Consider the following 15,815-nt stretch of genomic DNA (forward strand, 5'->3'; position numbering starts at 1 on the left):
CGCCTTCGCGAGCAAGTCGAGTCGTCGCACCGCCGCTCCCACATTCGACCGCGTTCTTCTGGGAAAACTCGGTTAAATGTGGGAGCGGCGGTGCGACGACTCGACTTGCTCGCGAAGGGGCCATCAGCGTTTAGAGGGTCTTGGCCGAAGCCGGATTAATCATCCGCGCCAACCCAAGGTTCTTCAGCGCCAATTGCAGCGAGCTGTGGATAACTTGCGGGTTGTCGATGGTCATCAGTTCGGCGAGCAATTCCTTGGCCTTGCTCAGGTTGATCTGACGCAGCATCCACTTCACTTTCGGCAAGTTGGTGGCGTTCATCGACAGGCTGTCGAAGCCCATCGCCATCAAGAGCACCGCCGCCGCCGGGTCACCGGCCATCTCACCGCAGATACTCACTGGCTTGCCTTCGGCATGAGCGTCACGCACCACGCTCTGAAGGGCTTGCAGCACCGCTGGGTGCAGGTAGTCGTAGAGGTCGGCTACACGCGGGTTGTTTCGGTCCACCGCCAGCAGGTACTGGGTCAGGTCGTTGGAGCCGACCGACAGGAAGTCCACTTGCCGCGCCAGTTCCTTGGTCTGATAAACCGCCGCCGGAATTTCGATCATCACGCCGATCGGCGGCATAGGCACGTCGCAGCCTTCGTCGCGGACTTCGCCCCAGGCCCGGTGAATCAGGTGCAGGGCTTCTTCCAGTTCGTGAGTGCCGGAGATCATCGGCAGCAGAATCCGCAGGTTGTTCAAGCCTTCGCTGGCCTTGAGCATGGCGCGGGTCTGCACCAGGAAAATTTCCGGGTGATCGAGCGTGACGCGAATGCCGCGCCAGCCGAGGAACGGGTTGTCTTCCTTGATCGGGAAGTACGACAGCGATTTGTCGCCACCGATGTCCAGGCTGCGCATCGTCACCGGTTGCGGGTGGAACGCGGCGAGCTGCTCGCGATAAATCGCCAGTTGCTCTTTTTCACTCGGGAAGCGCTGGTTGATCATGAACGGCACTTCGGTGCGGTACAGACCGACGCCTTCAGCGCCACGCTTCTGCGCCCGCGCCACGTCCGCCAGCAGGCCGGTGTTGACCCACAGCGGCATGCGGTGGCCATCGAGGGTCACGCACGGCAAGTCCCGCAGTGCATCCAGCCCGAGGGCCAGTTGCTTCTCTTCCTCGACCACTTCGGCGAACTGCTTGCGCAACACTTCGCTGGGGTTGGTGTAGACCTCGCCGTGGTAGCCGTCGACGATCATCTGGATGCCGTCGACTTTCGAATACGGCAGGTCGACCAGGCCCATCACCGTCGGGATACCCATGGCGCGCGCCAGGATCGCCACGTGGGAGTTGCCGGAACCGAGTACCGACACCAGACCGACCAGCTTGCCTTCCGGCACCTCGCCGAGCATTGCCGGCGTCAGTTCTTCGCTGATCAGGATGGTGTTGTCGGGGTAGACCAGGGTCTGTTGACGCTCTTCCTGCAAGTAGGCGAGCAAGCGCCGACCGAGGTCTTTGACGTCCGAGGCGCGCTCACGCAGGTAGGCGTCGTCCATCAATTCGAAACGGTTGACGTGTTCGGTCACCACCTGACGCAACGCGCCCTGGGCCCACTGACCGGTCTTGATCACGGTGGTGATTTCGCTGCCGAGCGAGGCATCGTCAAGCATCATCAAATAGACATCGAACAGCGCGCGCTCTTCCGGGCGCAACTGGTTCGCCAGCTTGGCGGACAAGGCACGCATGTCGGCGCGCACGCCTTCGATGGCAGTCTTGAACAGCCCGAGTTCGGCGGCGATGTCGGTAATGGTCTTGTCGGGCACCACGTCCAGATCGGCCGGCGGCAGCATGACCACCGCGGTACCGACTGCCGCACCCGGCGAACCCGGTACGCCGATGAACTTGGCTTCCTGGATGCCCTTGCCCTGACGGCCCAGACCCCGGATCGAACCGGTGGCCTCGGCGTGGGCGATAACGCCCGCGAGCTGCGCGCTCATGGTCACGAGGAAGGCTTCTTCACCTTCATCGAACTGGCGACGTTCTTTTTGCTGAATGACCAACACGCCGACGACGCGGCGGTGGTGAATGATCGGCGCCCCGAGGAACGAGGCGTAGCGCTCTTCACCGGTCTCGGCGAAGTAGCGGTAACGCGGGTGATCCGCGGCGTTTTCGAGGTTCAGGGGTTCTTCACGCGTGCCGACCAGGCCAACCAGACCTTCGTTGGGTGCCATGCTGACTTTGCCGATCGAGCGCTTGTTCAAGCCCTCGGTGGCCATCAGCACGAAGCGGTTGGTCTCAGGGTCAAGCAGGTAGACCGAGCAGACCTGGCTGCCCATGGCCTCTTTGACGCGCAACACAATAATCCCCAACGCCGCCTTGAGATCCTTGGCGGAGTTAACTTCCTGGACGATCTTGCGCAGCGTATTGAGCATGGCTCGGGGTCGAACTCCGTCGTCAGTCGCGCGATAAAAGGCGCGGGGCAAGCTCTTTGAGAGCGCGTCGATACACTTCGCGCTTGAATGTCACCACCTGGCCCAACGGATACCAATAACTGACCCAGCGCCAGCCATCGAATTCCGGTTTACCGGTCAAATCCATCCGCACCCGCTGCTCGTTGGAGACCAGGCGCAGGAGAAACCATTTCTGTTTCTGGCCGATGCACAGCGGTTGGCTGTGTGTCCTGACCAGACGTTGCGGCAAACGATAGCGCAACCAGCCCCGAGTGCAGGCGAGAATTTCAACATCTTCGCGCTCAAGACCCACTTCTTCGTTCAACTCGCGGTACAAGGCGTCTTCCGGCGTCTCCTGGGGGTTGATTCCGCCCTGTGGAAACTGCCAGGCATCTTGATTGATACGGCGAGCCCATAGCACCTGTCCGGCATCATTCGTGAGAATGATCCCGACATTGGGGCGGAAACCATCGGGGTCGATCACGGCAACAACCTCGCAAACGCATGTCGCCGCATTGTTCCACAAAGGTTGTGATAGCAGCAACGAGCCGGTCTACCTTATGTGCACTCTTGTGAAAAGTCCGTATTCTGGACGCCTTTCTACAGACTTTTCAGCGAGTAACTGCAATGCGGCTGGCTTTATTCGACTTGGACAACACGCTCTTGGGCGGTGACAGTGACCACGCTTGGGGCGATTACCTGTGCGAACGCGGCTTCCTCGACGCCGTCGCCTACAAGGCACGCAACGACGAGTTTTATCAGGATTACCTGGCCGGCAAACTGGATAACGATGCCTACCTGAACTTTTGCCTGGAAGTGCTCGGCCGCACCGAGATGGCCACGCTGGATCAATGGCATCTGGATTACATGCGCGATTGCATTGAGCCGATTGTTTTACCCAAGGGTCTCGAACTACTGGCCAAGCACCGCGAGGCGGGTGACAAACTGGTGATCATCACCGCGACCAACCGTTTTGTTACCGGGCCGATTGCCCAGCGTCTGGGCGTCGAAACCCTGATCGCCACTGAATGCGAGATGGTTGATGGCCGCTACACCGGGCGCAGCACCGACGTCCCGTGCTTCCGGGAAGGCAAGGTGACGCGGTTGAATCGCTGGCTGGAGGAGACTGGGTATTCGCTGGAGGACAGCTATTTCTACAGCGACTCGATGAATGATTTTCCGCTGCTGGAGCAGGTGACGCATCCGATCGCTGTCGATCCGGACCCGAATCTGCGTGCTGAAGCCGAGAAGCGTGGCTGGCCGGTGATTACTCTGCGCGGCTGATACCGCTTTCGCGAGCAAGCCCGCTCCCACATTTGATCTGCGTCGTACACAAAATCTGTGTTCGCTGAAGATCTAGTGTGGGAGCGGGCTTGCTCGCGAAGGGGCCGCCGCGGTCCCAAACCTTAAACCGGTTTGGCGCCCATCAACCCCGCAATTGCGATAAAGCAGACAAAACTGAACAACGCCAAGGCAAAGGTAAATTTCCCATTGCCCGCTGCCGGCGCCTTGCGCAGTTTGTTTAGCCGCACCAGCAACCAGAACCAGCCCAACGCCGCAACGGTATAAAGCACACTGGAAGCCAACAACCAGATCTGCCCCAACGGCCAGCCCACCAGGTGCACCATCCACCAGCCGGTAAACGGCATGCTCAGCAGCGCCAGCCCCATCACCAGCCAGATAAACACCCGCGGCCGCTGCAACGTGCGCGCGTGAGCGGTTGCGTCACCGTTACGGCGTGTACGCCAGACCCAGATCGCCAGACCCAGTGCGCTGACCAGCAGCAACACAGTCGCCACCATATGAGCGACTTTCAGGGCGGTTAACGTTTCCATTGTTCGATTTCCTTATGGCCTGGCCATCAGCGTAGCCGCTCAGCCGAGAAACAGCTGATAGGCCGGGTTATCGCTTTCGTCCCAGTACGGGTAGCCGATTTCTTCCAGCGCTGCGGGCACCAGGTGGCGTTCATCGTGAGGTACTTGCAAGCCCGCGACCACACGGCCATCCGCCGCACCATGGTTGCGGTAGTGGAACATCGAGATGTTCCAGCGCCCGCCGAGCTTGTTGAGGAAGTTGAACAGCGCGCCCGGACGCTCCGGGAATTCGAAACGCAGAATCACTTCATCAACCACATGAGCCGCACGGCCGCCGACCATGTGGCGGATGTGCAACTTGGCCAGTTCGTTGTCGGTCAGGTCCAGCACCGGGAAACCCTGTTCGGTCAGGCTGACAATCAGCGCACTGCGCGGATCGTTTTCCGGATGCGTCTGCACGCCAACAAAGATGTGCGCCTCGCTGCCGGTGTTGTAGCGGTAGTTGAATTCGGTGATCTGGCGCTTGCCGATGGCCTCACAGAACGCCTTGAAGCTGCCCGGTTTCTCGGGAATCGTCACGGCGATAATCGCTTCGCGGCCCTCGCCCAGTTCAGCGCGTTCGGCGACGTGGCGCAGACGGTCGAAGTTGACGTTGGCGCCGGAATCGATGGCCACAAAGGTGTGACCGGTGACGCCGCGTTGCTCGACGTATTTCTTGATCCCGGCCACACCCAAGGCGCCAGCAGGTTCAGTAATCGAGCGGGTATCGTCGTAGATGTCCTTGATCGCCGCACAGATCTCGTCGGTGCTGACGGTGATCACTTCATCGACATAGTCTTTACAGATATCAAAGGTGTGCTGACCAATCTGAGCCACTGCGACGCCATCGGCGAAGAGGCCCACGGTTGGCAGAATCACGCGTTCGCCAGCGGCCATTGCGGCTTGCAGGCAGTTGGAATCGTCCGGCTCGACGCCGATGATTTTGATTTCAGGCCGCAGGTACTTCACGTACGCCGCGATCCCGGCGATCAATCCGCCACCGCCCACCGGGACGAAGATCGCGTCGAGACGGCCAGGGTGCTGGCGCAGAATCTCCATCGCCACCGTGCCCTGCCCGGCAATGGTGTGGGGATCGTCGTAAGGGTGAATGTAGACGTAGCCTTTTTCGTCCACCAGCTTCAGCGAGTAGGCCAGGGCTTCCGGGAACGAATCCCCGTGCAACACCACTTTGCCGCCGCGTGAACGCACGCCTTCGACTTTGATTTCCGGGGTGGTCTTGGGCATCACGATGGTCGCTTTCACGCCCAACACTTTCGCCGCCAGGGCCAGGCCTTGCGCGTGGTTGCCCGCCGAAGCGGTGACCACGCCGCGAGCGCGCTCTTCATCGGAAAGCTGCGTGAGCTTGTTGTAGGCGCCGCGAATCTTGAACGAGAACACCGGCTGCAAGTCTTCGCGCTTGAGCAAAATACTGTTGCCCAGCCGCTCGGAGAGCTGGCGGGCAGTCTGCAATGGGGTTTCTACGGCAACGTCATAAACGCGCGAGGTGAGGATCTTTTTGACGTACTGTTCGAGCATCGGAAAGCATCACTGAGCGGGTTGGGCAGGGCCAACGAGTCTAACCCGGCTTTCGGGCGGGCGACCACACGAATCAAGAGGTTTTAGCCCGGCATGGGGCTATAATGCCGGCCTTTCCGTTCTCCCCTTGCCCGCTTCGGAGCCCGCATGACCCAGGATCAACTCAAACAGGCAGTGGCTCAGGCCGCCGTCGACTTCATCCTCCCGAAACTCGACGACAAGAGCATCGTCGGGGTCGGCACCGGCTCCACCGCCAACTGCTTCATCGATGCACTGGCCAAGCACAAAGGCGCGTTCGACGGCGCAGTCGCCAGTTCCGAAGCCACTGCTGCCCGCCTCAAGGGCCATGGCATTCCGGTGTATGAGCTGAACACGGTCAGCGACCTGGAGTTCTACGTCGACGGCGCCGATGAAAGCGACGAGCACCTGAACCTGATCAAGGGCGGCGGCGCAGCCCTGACCCGCGAGAAGATTGTGGCGGCTGTGGCCAAGACCTTCATCTGCATCGCCGACGCCAGCAAACTGGTGCCGGTGCTCGGTGCGTTCCCGCTGCCGGTGGAAGTGATCCCGATGGCCCGCAGCCACGTGGCCCGCGAGCTGGTGAAGCTTGGCGGCGACCCGGTTTACCGTGAAGGCGTGTTGACCGACAACGGCAACATCATCCTCGACGTGTTCAACATGCAGATCACCAACCCGGTGGAGCTGGAGACGCAGATCAACGCCATCGTCGGCGTGGTCACCAACGGTTTGTTCGCGGCACGTCCAGCGGATTTGCTGCTGCTGGGCACCAGCGAAGGCGTGAAAACCCTGCGCGCAAAGTAAGCCGAACACATAGCAAAACCTGTGGGAGCGGGCTTGCTCGCGAAGAGGCCGTGTCAGTCGATAGAGATGTCGACTGACAGACCGCTTTCGCGAGCAAGCCCGCTCCCACATTGGTTTTAGGGTGTTAGTTAGTTTTGTACTGGTTTTTTGAAGACGTAGAACAGGTTCGGCTCGCTCACCAGGTACATCGTACCGTCGTCATCCATGGCGATCCCTTCCGCTTGTGGCACCGTCTTCTGCAACCCCTGACGCCCCTTGTTCAGTGACAGGGTGCTCAGCGGTCGCCCGTCCACATCGAGTTCCAGAATCAGCCGCGACTCATCCGACAATGCCAGCAGATGGCCGCTGCGCTCATCGTATTGCAGGCTCGACAGGTCCGTCACGAACATCCCGGCATCGCGCTTGGGGTTGTTCACTACGTGCACCGCGTAGGATTTTTCCGGGTTGTAATGGGGAAAGCCCTGCACTTCGTAGATCAGCATCGGGTCGCGCTCCTTGGCGACAAACAACCGCTTGCCCACCGAGTCGTAAGCCAGGCCTTCGAAGCCCTTGTTTCCGCTCATGTGCACGCCAAGGGTCATCTGCTCGGCATCCGCTGCGTCGAGGAACGTTGTGTCGTTCTCCAGATGAATCTTGATCAGCCGCTGCTGACGCTCGTCAGTGATTACGTAAGTGTCGGCGCTGATGAACTCAACCGCTTCCGGATCGCCAAACCCGACCAGCGCAATGCGTCGAATAATCTGGCCGTCCAGCGACAGTTCGATCAGCTCTGAGTTTTTGTTGGTGACGGTGAACAGGCTTTTGCGCACCGGATCGAAGGTCAGCGCCGACACATCGTCGGCCAGGCCTTCGATAATTCGGGCTTCGAGCGTCACCTGGTATTGATCCAGAGCGATGGACTGACCATTCTCCGGTTGCCATAGCGTGTGCAGGTTGAACCAGGCGCGCTCGAACAGGCGCAGGTACTGGCCGGCCGCAACCAGCGCGATCAACGCAATGACCGACAGGATCAAAAGCAGAGGCTTGGGGCGGGCAAGTCGACGCATTCAGGCCTTATTTCTGCTTTTCGAAGCGATAGAACAGGTTCGGCTCGCTCACCATGTACAGCGTCCCCGCCTCGTCCATCGTCACGCCTTCGGCGCGAGGAATGGTCTTCTTCAAACCATTGAAGCCGCCCAGCAAGGTCATGAAGCTGACCTGCTCGCCCTTTTCGTCCAGCTCCAGCAACAAGTGGGAGTCGGCAGACAGCACCAGGGTGTGGCCAGTGCGCGGGTCGATGGCCAGCGCCGAGAGGTTGCGGACGTCCAGTTCGTCACTGGCGAGTTTCTGCTTGTCACCAGTGAGTGTCTGGCCATCGTTGCTTTTCCAGGTGAACAACGCCGGTGGACGCTCTTCACCCAGCAACATCTGCTGATTGCGCGAATCCCAAACGACTGCTTCGAAGGCCTTGTTCTGGTCTTTCGAGGGGCCGAGGTCGTATTTCGGGAAGTTAGCGATGTTCAGCTCGCGGGTGTCAGCGTCAACCTTGACGATGGAGAGCATGTGGTCACGCTCATCGACGATGGCCAACAGACCGTTGCCCATCACAGTCACGCCTTCCGGGTTGCTCCAGCCCACCAGCGGCATTTTTCGCAGCACGTCGCCCTGCAGGGTCAATTCGACGAGGAACGGATTCTTGCCCATGACCGAGAACAGGGTTTTGGTTTGAGGGTCGTAGGCCAGGTCGGACGCTTCGTCCTTCTCCATGCCCGGTAGCAGCTTGGCGTCGATCACCGCGCGGTAGTCCGGCAGCCAGACACTTTTCTGACGCTCAGCCGGGCTTTCGAAACGCTCACGTACCCAGAGCACACCGCGATCATCCCAATGCATCGCAAACGCCAGGCCATACACAGCAGCCGCGACCAGCAAAAGCCAGTAATACCAACGCATGACGAAACGCGAGCGGCGGGCAGTTTTAAGCTTAGGCAGTGGTTGGGTGAACATCGAGGGATGCGTTCCAGAAATTCAGGCTATGGGTAATAGCACAAGTGGGACCGGCTCAGACGCGGCAAGTCCCGGAATTATCCGGACGAGATGTGAAAAAAACGGGAAATGGCGGGATTGCCCTGCATCGGCAACTAAAAAATCAATGTGGGAGCGGGCTTGCTCGCGAATGCGGTGTATCAGTCGACATATGAGTTGCCTGACACACCGCATTCGCGAGCAAGCCCGCTCCCACACTGGGTTTGGCAGTGTCTTGGTTAGCGGACGCTGCTGGTGAAGCTGCTGGCGCCTGGCAATTCAATCACCAGTTCATCACCGACATTCAGCGGACCAACGCCAACCGGCGTACCCGTCAGGATCACGTCACCGGCCTGCAGCGAGAAGCAGCCGGCCATGTGCTGGATCATCGGCACGATCGGGTTGAGCATTGCGCTGCTGTTGCCATCCTGGCGCACTTCGCCGTTGATGGTCAGGCGGATGCCGATGTCGGTCAGGTCAGCGAACGTGCTGCCGGACACGAAGGGCGCAATCACCGCCGCACCGTCGAAGGACTTGGCGATTTCCCACGGCAGGCCCTTGGCTTTCAGCTCGGCCTGCTTGTCGCGCAGGGTCAGGTCCAGGGCTGGAGCGAAGCCGGAGATAGCATCGAGCACTTCTTCACGGCTCGGTTTGGTCGACAAAGGTTTGCCGATCAACACCGCGATTTCCGCTTCGTAATGCACCGAGCCACGTTCGGTCGGAATGCTGAAACCACCTTCCAACGGCACTACGCAACTGCCCGGCTTGATGAACAGCAGCGGTTCTGTAGGCACCGGGTTGTCCAGTTCCTTGGCGTGTTCGGCGTAGTTACGGCCAATGCACACCACTTTCCCCAGCGGGAAATGAATACGCGTACCGTCGACATACTGGTGCTGATAGCTCATTACCGACTCCTGTTTCGTAGCTCTTAAATTCAAAAGTCAAACAGCGAAAATTTTGCCCGGGTTCATGATGCCGTTCGGGTCGAACACCGCTTTGACGGCTTTCATGTACTCGATCTCAACCGGCGAGCGGCTGTAGGTCAAGTAGTCCCGCTTGGTCATGCCCACGCCATGTTCGGCGGAAATCGAGCCGTTGTACTTCTCGACGGTTTCGAACACCCACTTGTTGACGGTCGCGCACTTGGCGAAGAACTCGTCCTTGCTCAGGTTTTCCGGCTTGAGGATGTTCAAGTGCAGGTTGCCGTCGCCGATGTGGCCAAACCAGACAATTTCGAAATCCGGGTAGTGTTCGCCGACGATCGCGTCGATTTCCTTCAGGAAGGCCGGGACTTTCGACACAGTGACCGAAATGTCGTTCTTGTACGGCGTCCAGTGGGAAATGGTCTCGGAGATGTATTCGCGCAGCTTCCAGAGGTTTTGCAGCTGGGTTTCGCTCTGGCTCATCACGCCGTCCAGCACCCAGCCCTGCTCAACGCAGTGCTCGAACGTTTCCAGGGCGTGGTTGGCCACTTCTTCGGTTGTCGCTTCGAATTCCAGCAGCGCGTAGAACGGGCAATCGGTTTCGAATGGGGCCGGGACATCGCCACGGGCCATGACCTTGGCCAGAGCCTTGTCGGAGAAGAATTCGAAGGCGGTCAGGTCGAGTTTGCTCTGGAATGCGTGCAATACCGGCATGATCGAATCGAAATCGGCGGTGCCGAGGACCATGGCGGTGAGGTTTTTCGGGGCACGGTCCAGACGCATGGTGGCTTCGACTACGAAACCCAGGGTGCCTTCCGCGCCAATAAACAGCTGACGCAGGTCGTAACCGGTGGCGTTCTTGATCAGGTCTTTATTCAGTTCCAGCAGATCGCCTTTGCCGGTGACGACTTTCATGCCGGCCACCCAGTTGCGCGTCATGCCGTAGCGAATCACCTTGATCCCGCCGGCATTGGTGCCGATATTGCCGCCAATCTGGCTCGAACCCGCCGAGGCGAAATCCACCGGGTAGTACAGGCCTTTTTCTTCGGCGACGTTCTGCAGGTGTTCGGTGACCACGCCCGGCTGGCAGACCGCGGTGCGGTCGGTCATGTTCACGTCGAGGATCTGATTCATGTAGTCGAAGGACACAACGACTTCGCCATTGGCGGCCACGGCAGCAGCGGACAGACCGGTGCGACCGCCGGACGGCACCAGCGCAATTTTGTGCTCATTGGCCCAACGGACAATGGCCTGGACCTGCTCGGTGGTCTTGGGGAACACGATGGCGGTCGGGGCCGGGGCAAAATGCTTGGTCCAATCCTTACCGTAAGCATTCAGGGAGTCGGCATCGGTCAGGACCTTGCCAGGCTCAACCAGGGTCTTCAGCTCTTCAATCAGGGCAGGATTGGTCATCGACAGAACTCTCGAACAATTCATGGTCATCCTGAGAACGCTTCACGTCGCAGGAATGAGTGTTTAGCGGGGTGCATATGCTAGCATACCGACCCCGCAGGATAGTGCCCGACGGCTGTTCTGCGGCGACGGCTTTTTTGCCGTCCGGGTCAGCATCTGTTGACCATTTCCTGCCATTTTTCTCCGGGATACAGGTTTACGCAGATGAGCAAGACTTCTCTCGATAAGAGCAAGATCAAGTTCCTTCTTCTCGAAGGCGTCCACCAATCGGCTGTCGACGTCCTCAAGTCGGCGGGCTACACCAGCATCGAGTACCTCACAGGTTCTCTGCCGGAAGCCCAGCTGAAGGAAAAGATCGCTGATGCGCACTTCATCGGCATTCGCTCCCGCACTCAACTGACCGAAGAGATCTTCGATCACGCGAAGAAACTGGTCGCTGTCGGCTGTTTCTGCATCGGCACCAACCAGGTTGACCTTAATGCTGCCCGCGAACGCGGCATCGCAGTGTTCAACGCTCCGTACTCCAACACTCGCTCCGTCGCGGAACTGGTGCTGGCCGAAGCGATCCTGTTGCTGCGCGGCATCCCTGAGAAGAACGCTTCCTGCCACCGTGGCGGCTGGATCAAGAGCGCAGCCAACTCCTTCGAAATCCGTGGCAAGAAGCTCGGTATCGTCGGTTACGGCTCGATCGGTACGCAATTGTCGGTTCTGGCTGAAGGCCTGGGCATGCAGGTGTACTTCTACGACACCGTGACCAAGCTGCCATTGGGCAACGCAACTCAAGTCGGCAACCTGACCGAGCTGCTGGGCATGTCCGACATCGTCACCCTGCACGTTCCGGAAACCGCTGCGACCCAGTGGATGATCGGCGAGAAAGAAATCCGTGCGATCAAGAAGGGCGGCATTCTGATCAACGCGGCTCGCGGCACTGTAGTTGAACTGCAAGCGCTGGCGGACGCGATCAAGGACAAGCACCTGATCGGCGCGGCCATCGACGTCTTCCCGGTGGAGCCTCGCTCCAACGACGAAGAGTTCGAAAGCCCGCTGCGTGGCCTGGACAACGTGATCCTGACCCCGCACATCGGCGGTTCTACCGCTGAAGCGCAAGCCAACATCGGTCTGGAAGTGGCAGAAAAACTGGTCAAGTACAGCGACAACGGTACGTCGGTGTCCTCGGTCAACTTCCCGGAAGTGGCCCTGCCGGCTCACCCTGGCAAGCACCGCCTGCTGCACATCCACGAGAACATTCCGGGTGTGATGAGCGAGATCAACAAGGTCTTCGCCGAAAACGGTATCAACATTTCCGGTCAGTTCCTGCAGACCAACGAGAAAGTCGGCTACGTCGTGATCGACGTCGACGCCGAGTACTCGGAAATGGCGCAAGAGAAGCTGCAGCACATTAACGGCACCATTCGTTGCCGCGTGTTGTTCTGATAGTGACTTGAGTGACAAAAAAAGGAGCCCTTGGGGGCTCCTTTTTCATGGGCGCGGTTCTTTATTCCGAGCAGGTTACTTAACGTTGACGGTGATTTTCTCCGACACGATCGGCGGATCGAACGGCATGTGGCCGCTATCTCCCAGCTCCAGCTGCAAGGTGTGTTTGCCCGGCGTCAGCTTTACTTCAGCCTGGGTCTGCGCCTTGCCGAAATGCATATGGTTGGCATCATTCGGAATCGGGGTGCCAGCGGCGGGCAGTTTGTCGACATCGATCAGCAAATGGTGATGGCCGGTGTTCTTGGTGACATCGCCCGCAGGCGCCAGCGCCATGTTCTCGACAGCGAACTTGACGACGACGGTTTGCGGAACCGTAGCTCCGTCCGCAGGAGAAACGATGGACACTTCTGCACCTTTGGGGGCCGGAGTCGCAGCCGTTGCCAGCATCGAAGCACCCATCAACAGGCCAGCCAATGCTGCTCGTGACATAAAGGTTTTCATTCTCTTCTCCAGTTTTTTCGTAAAATCCGTGTGGCCATGACAACTTCACGGTCATTCGTTGTCGAAGGCATTCGACAACCATAGCAAAGCGAGCCTGAATCAGAGCATCGCGATAATGAATTCAAAGGAGTGACCATGCGTTTTTTGCCTGGCCTGATCTGCCTGCTACCCCTTCTGAGCCCTTTGGCTCATGCCGAACTGATTGACGATGTAAACGACCGAGGCGAATTGCGTATTGCCCTTGAGGCTAATACACCGCCCTTCAATTTCAAGGACGATGGTCAACTCTCGGGCTTCGAAGTCGAGTTGGGTCAACTGCTGGCCAACGAGCTGGATGTGCGGGCCGACTTCGTCGTTACCGATTCAGGCGATCTGTTGACCGGTGTCGAAAGCGGTAAATACGACATCGCCATCAACCACATAGCAGTGACCCCGGACCTCAAGGATCGTTTCGATTTCAGCGAACCTTACATTCACACTGATGCGCAATTGATCGCGCAGAAGGAAGAGCAACCTCGCTCGATGCTGCTGGTGCAGTCGCTGACGGAAGAGAAGCCGAAGGCTGGCCCGGCAGTGAACCTGGCGATTCCGTTTCAGAAGGGTAACCCGGCGTTTCGTGCCAGCCTGGAAAATGCACTGCAGCGGATCAAGGCGGATGGGCGATTGGAGGCGTTGTCGCAGAAGTGGTTGGGGACGGATACGAGTGTGGCGCCGCAACCCTGATGTTCTGGAAATAGATCAATTCATGGAGATCCAATGTGGGAGCGGGCTTGCTCGCGAAAGCGGTGTGTCAGTCAAATGAATGTTGTCTGATTCAACGCTTTCGCGAGCAAGCCCGCTCCCACAGTGGTTTTGTGTAGGGCGTTAGGTCAGGGTTGCCAGGACTGCCGCCGCTTGCGGCAACTCCAGCTCACTGAAGACTTGCACGCCATGGCGCCTGAGCAACGCCGCAGTCACGCCTTCACCACTGACCTTCACTCCACTGAACGTCCCGTCATAGGTCAACAGATTCCCGCAAGACGGGCTGTTGGCCTTGAGTACGGCAATGCGGATGCCGTGCTTTTGCACCAGTTCCAACGCCTGATAAGCCCCCGAGAGAAACTCGGCGCTGACGTCCTCGCCCTCGGTGGTGATCACTGAGGCGTGGCCATCAAGCACTTCAGCACCCTGCCCGCCCGGAATCTCGGCCGCTGCCCTTGGCGTCGGCAACCCGCCGGCCACCTCCGGACACAACGGCACCACCCGACCTTCATCAAGCCACTGTTGAAGCTGATCGAACGGCCCACTCGCCCCGCCGTCATAACGTACGCGGTGGCCCAGCAGACAGCGGCTAACCAGAATTTTTTGCATGATCAGAACGGCTCGTTGCCACGCCGCCGGAACCAGCCGGTCAACGACAGGCGATCGCGGTTCGCGGGCAGGACTTCGTGGGGCACTTCACCCGACAGAAACACCACCAGGCATCCACCTGTGGGCACCACATCATGTTCGACGCATTCATCCAGGTACATGCGCAACTGGCCGCCGTGCTCGGGCAGCCAGGCGTCATTGAGATAGACCACCGCCGACACCATGCGCCGGTCGTCATCACGAAAACGGTCGACATGCTTGAGGTAAAAAGCACCGGGCGGGTACAGCGCGAAATGGCTTTCGAAATCTTCCAGGCCCAGAAACAAACCACGATTCATCGCTTCACGCAGGCTGTCCATCAAATCCAGATAGCTGTCGCACGCCAACGCCTGGCCGGGCTCGATCCACTGGATATGGTCGCCGCGAATCCCCTCGCGAATCTCGGATGTCGACCCGCGCCCCACGGCGGCCGGGGCCAATTCGCCCTCGGCAGCCCGTTTACGGCACTCAGCCGCCAGTTCCCGGGTCAGACCCAGAGGAAGGAAAATATTCTGCTGCGACCAGCCGTTCTCAGCCAGGTCATCGACGATACGTAACAGCAGCGGGTGATCAGAGGGTATTCGCATGCCGCGCATAGTATTCCTGTGCCTGAAAATCCGACAGAGCCGCGCAGCGGGTTGATACGAATTCTCGACAAGGACGAATGCCACACGGAGAATAGTCGCCTGCTGACAGGAGTCCCTATGCGCCGTTTGCTTTTTTCACTGTTGATGTTCTGTGTATTGCCCGCTTGGGCAGACGGCCACGACCAGTTGTACAAGGTCGCCGGTTGGCCAGAACAACGCGCGCATTTCAACGACGCTCTCTCGGCCGCTCAGCAGCGATACCAGAACAGCTTGCCTCCGGCAGTGTTCCAAGCGCTGGTGAATAACAGCAATCGGCGCTTTGCCCCCCAGGCCGTGGACCAGCGCGCCGAAGCGCAATTGCGCAAGACCCTCGCCGATCCGAAACCAGCGTTGACGTTCTTTCAGTCACCCTTGGGCAAGAAAATCGTGGCCGCCGAATTGCTGGCGACCCGTCGCGATCAGTTGGCAAAAAACGCCAAGGGTTTGCCCAAGATCCAGGCCAGCGACAGCCGCATGCTGATCATCGGCCATCTGGCCCAGGCCCTGCCCGCTCGCGAGGCTGGCGCGGAAGTCAGCCTGGCGATTGCCGGCGTCGCGGCCGACAGCCTCAGTTCAATGATCCCCGGCCTGCTCGGCGGTGGTCAGGCTCAAGGCATGTTGAATGGTCAGCGTCAGCGTTTGATGGACCAGATCGGCAACGACCTGAACAACACGCTGTTGTATGTCTATCGCGACCTGTCGGATGAAGAACTGGAAGAGTTCGCCACCTTCGCCGAGTCCACCGAGGGCAAGGCTTATTACCAGGCAGCATTGGCGGCGATTCGCGCGGGGTTGGCGGTGGGGCAGGATACTTCAACGCTTCGCCAGTAATTTTTAGCGCCTGAAAGGGCCCCTTCGCGAGCAAGCCCGCTCCCACATTGGAATGCAT

At 59.2% G+C, this 15,815-nt stretch carries 16 protein-coding genes; 5 read left to right on the forward strand and 11 right to left on the reverse strand.

Features of this window, described 5'->3' with window-relative positions:
- Positions 1 to 130: 130 nt before the first annotated feature.
- Positions 131 to 2,410: a phosphoenolpyruvate--protein phosphotransferase gene (gene ptsP / locus FQ187_RS02970; RefSeq protein ID WP_033060547.1), complete on the reverse strand. Its 2,280-nt coding sequence runs from the start codon at positions 2,408 to 2,410 to the stop codon at positions 131 to 133.
- Between the two features lie 22 nt (positions 2,411 to 2,432).
- On the reverse strand, positions 2,433 to 2,912 hold the full coding sequence (locus FQ187_RS02975; protein ID WP_008150514.1) for an RNA pyrophosphohydrolase: 480 nt from the start codon (positions 2,910 to 2,912) through the stop codon (positions 2,433 to 2,435).
- A 143-nt stretch (positions 2,913 to 3,055) separates the two neighbouring features.
- Between FQ187_RS02975 and FQ187_RS02980 the strand changes: the two genes are divergently transcribed.
- The gene (locus tag FQ187_RS02980; RefSeq protein ID WP_129440255.1) at positions 3,056 to 3,712 is read left to right on the forward strand and encodes an HAD family phosphatase; all 657 of its coding nucleotides are present in this window, start codon (positions 3,056 to 3,058) and stop codon (positions 3,710 to 3,712) included.
- 122 nt (positions 3,713 to 3,834) lie between these two features.
- Here FQ187_RS02980 and FQ187_RS02985 read toward each other — a convergent pair whose 3' ends face one another.
- Together FQ187_RS02985 and ilvA are read right to left on the reverse strand one after the other, a co-directional pair.
- Complete coding sequence (locus FQ187_RS02985) at positions 3,835 to 4,263, reverse strand: DUF2269 domain-containing protein (RefSeq protein ID WP_149628345.1); 429 nt, start codon at positions 4,261 to 4,263, stop codon at positions 3,835 to 3,837.
- 39 nt (positions 4,264 to 4,302) lie between these two features.
- Positions 4,303 to 5,817 (reverse strand): threonine ammonia-lyase, biosynthetic, encoded by a 1,515-nt coding sequence (gene ilvA, locus FQ187_RS02990; RefSeq protein ID WP_149628346.1) that lies wholly within the window; start codon positions 5,815 to 5,817, stop codon positions 4,303 to 4,305.
- 147 nt (positions 5,818 to 5,964) lie between these two features.
- On the opposite strand from ilvA, the gene rpiA reads away from it, so the two are divergent.
- Entirely contained in the window at positions 5,965 to 6,639 is a 675-nt protein-coding gene (rpiA, locus tag FQ187_RS02995; RefSeq protein ID WP_134420752.1) for a ribose-5-phosphate isomerase RpiA, read from the forward strand.
- A gap of 128 nt (positions 6,640 to 6,767) precedes the next feature.
- Here rpiA and FQ187_RS03005 read toward each other — a convergent pair whose 3' ends face one another.
- From FQ187_RS03005 to FQ187_RS03025, 4 genes are all read right to left on the reverse strand, one after another.
- The gene (locus FQ187_RS03005; RefSeq protein ID WP_149628347.1) at positions 6,768 to 7,685 is read right to left on the reverse strand and encodes an SdiA-regulated domain-containing protein; all 918 of its coding nucleotides are present in this window, start codon (positions 7,683 to 7,685) and stop codon (positions 6,768 to 6,770) included.
- Positions 7,686 to 7,692: 7 nt separating this feature from the next.
- Positions 7,693 to 8,622 (reverse strand): SdiA-regulated domain-containing protein, encoded by a 930-nt coding sequence (locus tag FQ187_RS03010; protein WP_149628348.1) that lies wholly within the window; start codon positions 8,620 to 8,622, stop codon positions 7,693 to 7,695.
- Positions 8,623 to 8,879: 257 nt separating this feature from the next.
- Positions 8,880 to 9,545 carry a fumarylacetoacetate hydrolase family protein gene (locus FQ187_RS03020; RefSeq protein ID WP_046053735.1) on the reverse strand — a complete coding sequence of 222 codons (666 nt, stop codon included), beginning with the start codon at positions 9,543 to 9,545 and terminating at the stop codon, positions 8,880 to 8,882.
- Between the two features lie 36 nt (positions 9,546 to 9,581).
- Entirely contained in the window at positions 9,582 to 10,976 is a 1,395-nt protein-coding gene (locus FQ187_RS03025; RefSeq protein WP_134420760.1) for an FAD-binding oxidoreductase, read from the reverse strand.
- A 204-nt stretch (positions 10,977 to 11,180) separates the two neighbouring features.
- On the opposite strand from FQ187_RS03025, the gene serA reads away from it, so the two are divergent.
- The gene (gene serA, locus FQ187_RS03035; RefSeq protein WP_129440240.1) at positions 11,181 to 12,410 is read left to right on the forward strand and encodes a phosphoglycerate dehydrogenase; all 1,230 of its coding nucleotides are present in this window, start codon (positions 11,181 to 11,183) and stop codon (positions 12,408 to 12,410) included.
- Between the two features lie 75 nt (positions 12,411 to 12,485).
- On the opposite strand, the gene FQ187_RS03040 is transcribed toward serA, so the two are convergent.
- Positions 12,486 to 12,911, reverse strand: a complete 426-nt coding sequence (locus tag FQ187_RS03040) for a DUF4399 domain-containing protein (RefSeq protein WP_149628350.1) — start codon at positions 12,909 to 12,911, stop codon at positions 12,486 to 12,488.
- A 135-nt stretch (positions 12,912 to 13,046) separates the two neighbouring features.
- Here FQ187_RS03040 and FQ187_RS03045 point away from each other — a divergent pair, with 135 nt between their 5' ends.
- On the forward strand, positions 13,047 to 13,634 hold the full coding sequence (locus FQ187_RS03045; RefSeq protein ID WP_149628351.1) for a transporter substrate-binding domain-containing protein: 588 nt from the start codon (positions 13,047 to 13,049) through the stop codon (positions 13,632 to 13,634).
- A 141-nt stretch (positions 13,635 to 13,775) separates the two neighbouring features.
- On the opposite strand, the gene FQ187_RS03050 is transcribed toward FQ187_RS03045, so the two are convergent.
- Positions 13,776 to 14,261 (reverse strand): DUF523 domain-containing protein, encoded by a 486-nt coding sequence (locus tag FQ187_RS03050; RefSeq protein WP_149628352.1) that lies wholly within the window; start codon positions 14,259 to 14,261, stop codon positions 13,776 to 13,778.
- A gap of 2 nt (positions 14,262 to 14,263) precedes the next feature.
- Positions 14,264 to 14,896, reverse strand: coding sequence for a 2OG-Fe(II) oxygenase (locus FQ187_RS03055; protein WP_149628353.1), 633 nt, complete (start codon positions 14,894 to 14,896; stop codon positions 14,264 to 14,266).
- Between the two features lie 108 nt (positions 14,897 to 15,004).
- Here FQ187_RS03055 and FQ187_RS03060 point away from each other — a divergent pair, with 108 nt between their 5' ends.
- Positions 15,005 to 15,757, forward strand: a complete 753-nt coding sequence (locus tag FQ187_RS03060) for a DUF2059 domain-containing protein (protein ID WP_149628354.1) — start codon at positions 15,005 to 15,007, stop codon at positions 15,755 to 15,757.
- Positions 15,758 to 15,815 lie beyond the last annotated feature (58 nt).

The sequence above is a fragment of the Pseudomonas sp. ANT_J28 genome, from assembly GCF_008370005.1.
Taxonomy (GTDB): domain Bacteria; phylum Pseudomonadota; class Gammaproteobacteria; order Pseudomonadales; family Pseudomonadaceae; genus Aquipseudomonas; species Aquipseudomonas frigoris.

Bases quoted from the DNA above. Each gene is read 5' to 3' on its own strand.
- FQ187_RS03060 (WP_149628354.1), top strand. From the start codon at position 15,005: ATGCGCCGTTTGCTTTTTTCACTGTTGATGTTCTGTGTATTGCCCGCT.
- serA (WP_129440240.1), top strand. From the start codon at position 11,181: ATGAGCAAGACTTCTCTCGATAAGAGCAAGATCAAGTTCCTTCTTCTC.
- FQ187_RS03005 (WP_149628347.1), bottom strand. From the start codon at position 7,685: ATGCGTCGACTTGCCCGCCCCAAGCCTCTGCTTTTGATCCTGTCGGTC.
- FQ187_RS03040 (WP_149628350.1), bottom strand. From the start codon at position 12,911: ATGAAAACCTTTATGTCACGAGCAGCATTGGCTGGCCTGTTGATGGGT.
- FQ187_RS02980 (WP_129440255.1), top strand. From the start codon at position 3,056: ATGCGGCTGGCTTTATTCGACTTGGACAACACGCTCTTGGGCGGTGAC.
- FQ187_RS03020 (WP_046053735.1), bottom strand. From the start codon at position 9,545: ATGAGCTATCAGCACCAGTATGTCGACGGTACGCGTATTCATTTCCCG.
- ilvA (WP_149628346.1), bottom strand. From the start codon at position 5,817: ATGCTCGAACAGTACGTCAAAAAGATCCTCACCTCGCGCGTTTATGAC.
- ptsP (WP_033060547.1), bottom strand. From the start codon at position 2,410: ATGCTCAATACGCTGCGCAAGATCGTCCAGGAAGTTAACTCCGCCAAG.
- FQ187_RS02985 (WP_149628345.1), bottom strand. From the start codon at position 4,263: ATGGAAACGTTAACCGCCCTGAAAGTCGCTCATATGGTGGCGACTGTG.
- rpiA (WP_134420752.1), top strand. From the start codon at position 5,965: ATGACCCAGGATCAACTCAAACAGGCAGTGGCTCAGGCCGCCGTCGAC.
- FQ187_RS03010 (WP_149628348.1), bottom strand. From the start codon at position 8,622: ATGTTCACCCAACCACTGCCTAAGCTTAAAACTGCCCGCCGCTCGCGT.
- FQ187_RS03055 (WP_149628353.1), bottom strand. From the start codon at position 14,896: ATGCGCGGCATGCGAATACCCTCTGATCACCCGCTGCTGTTACGTATC.
- FQ187_RS03045 (WP_149628351.1), top strand. From the start codon at position 13,047: ATGCGTTTTTTGCCTGGCCTGATCTGCCTGCTACCCCTTCTGAGCCCT.
- FQ187_RS03025 (WP_134420760.1), bottom strand. From the start codon at position 10,976: ATGACCAATCCTGCCCTGATTGAAGAGCTGAAGACCCTGGTTGAGCCT.
- FQ187_RS03050 (WP_149628352.1), bottom strand. From the start codon at position 14,261: ATGCAAAAAATTCTGGTTAGCCGCTGTCTGCTGGGCCACCGCGTACGT.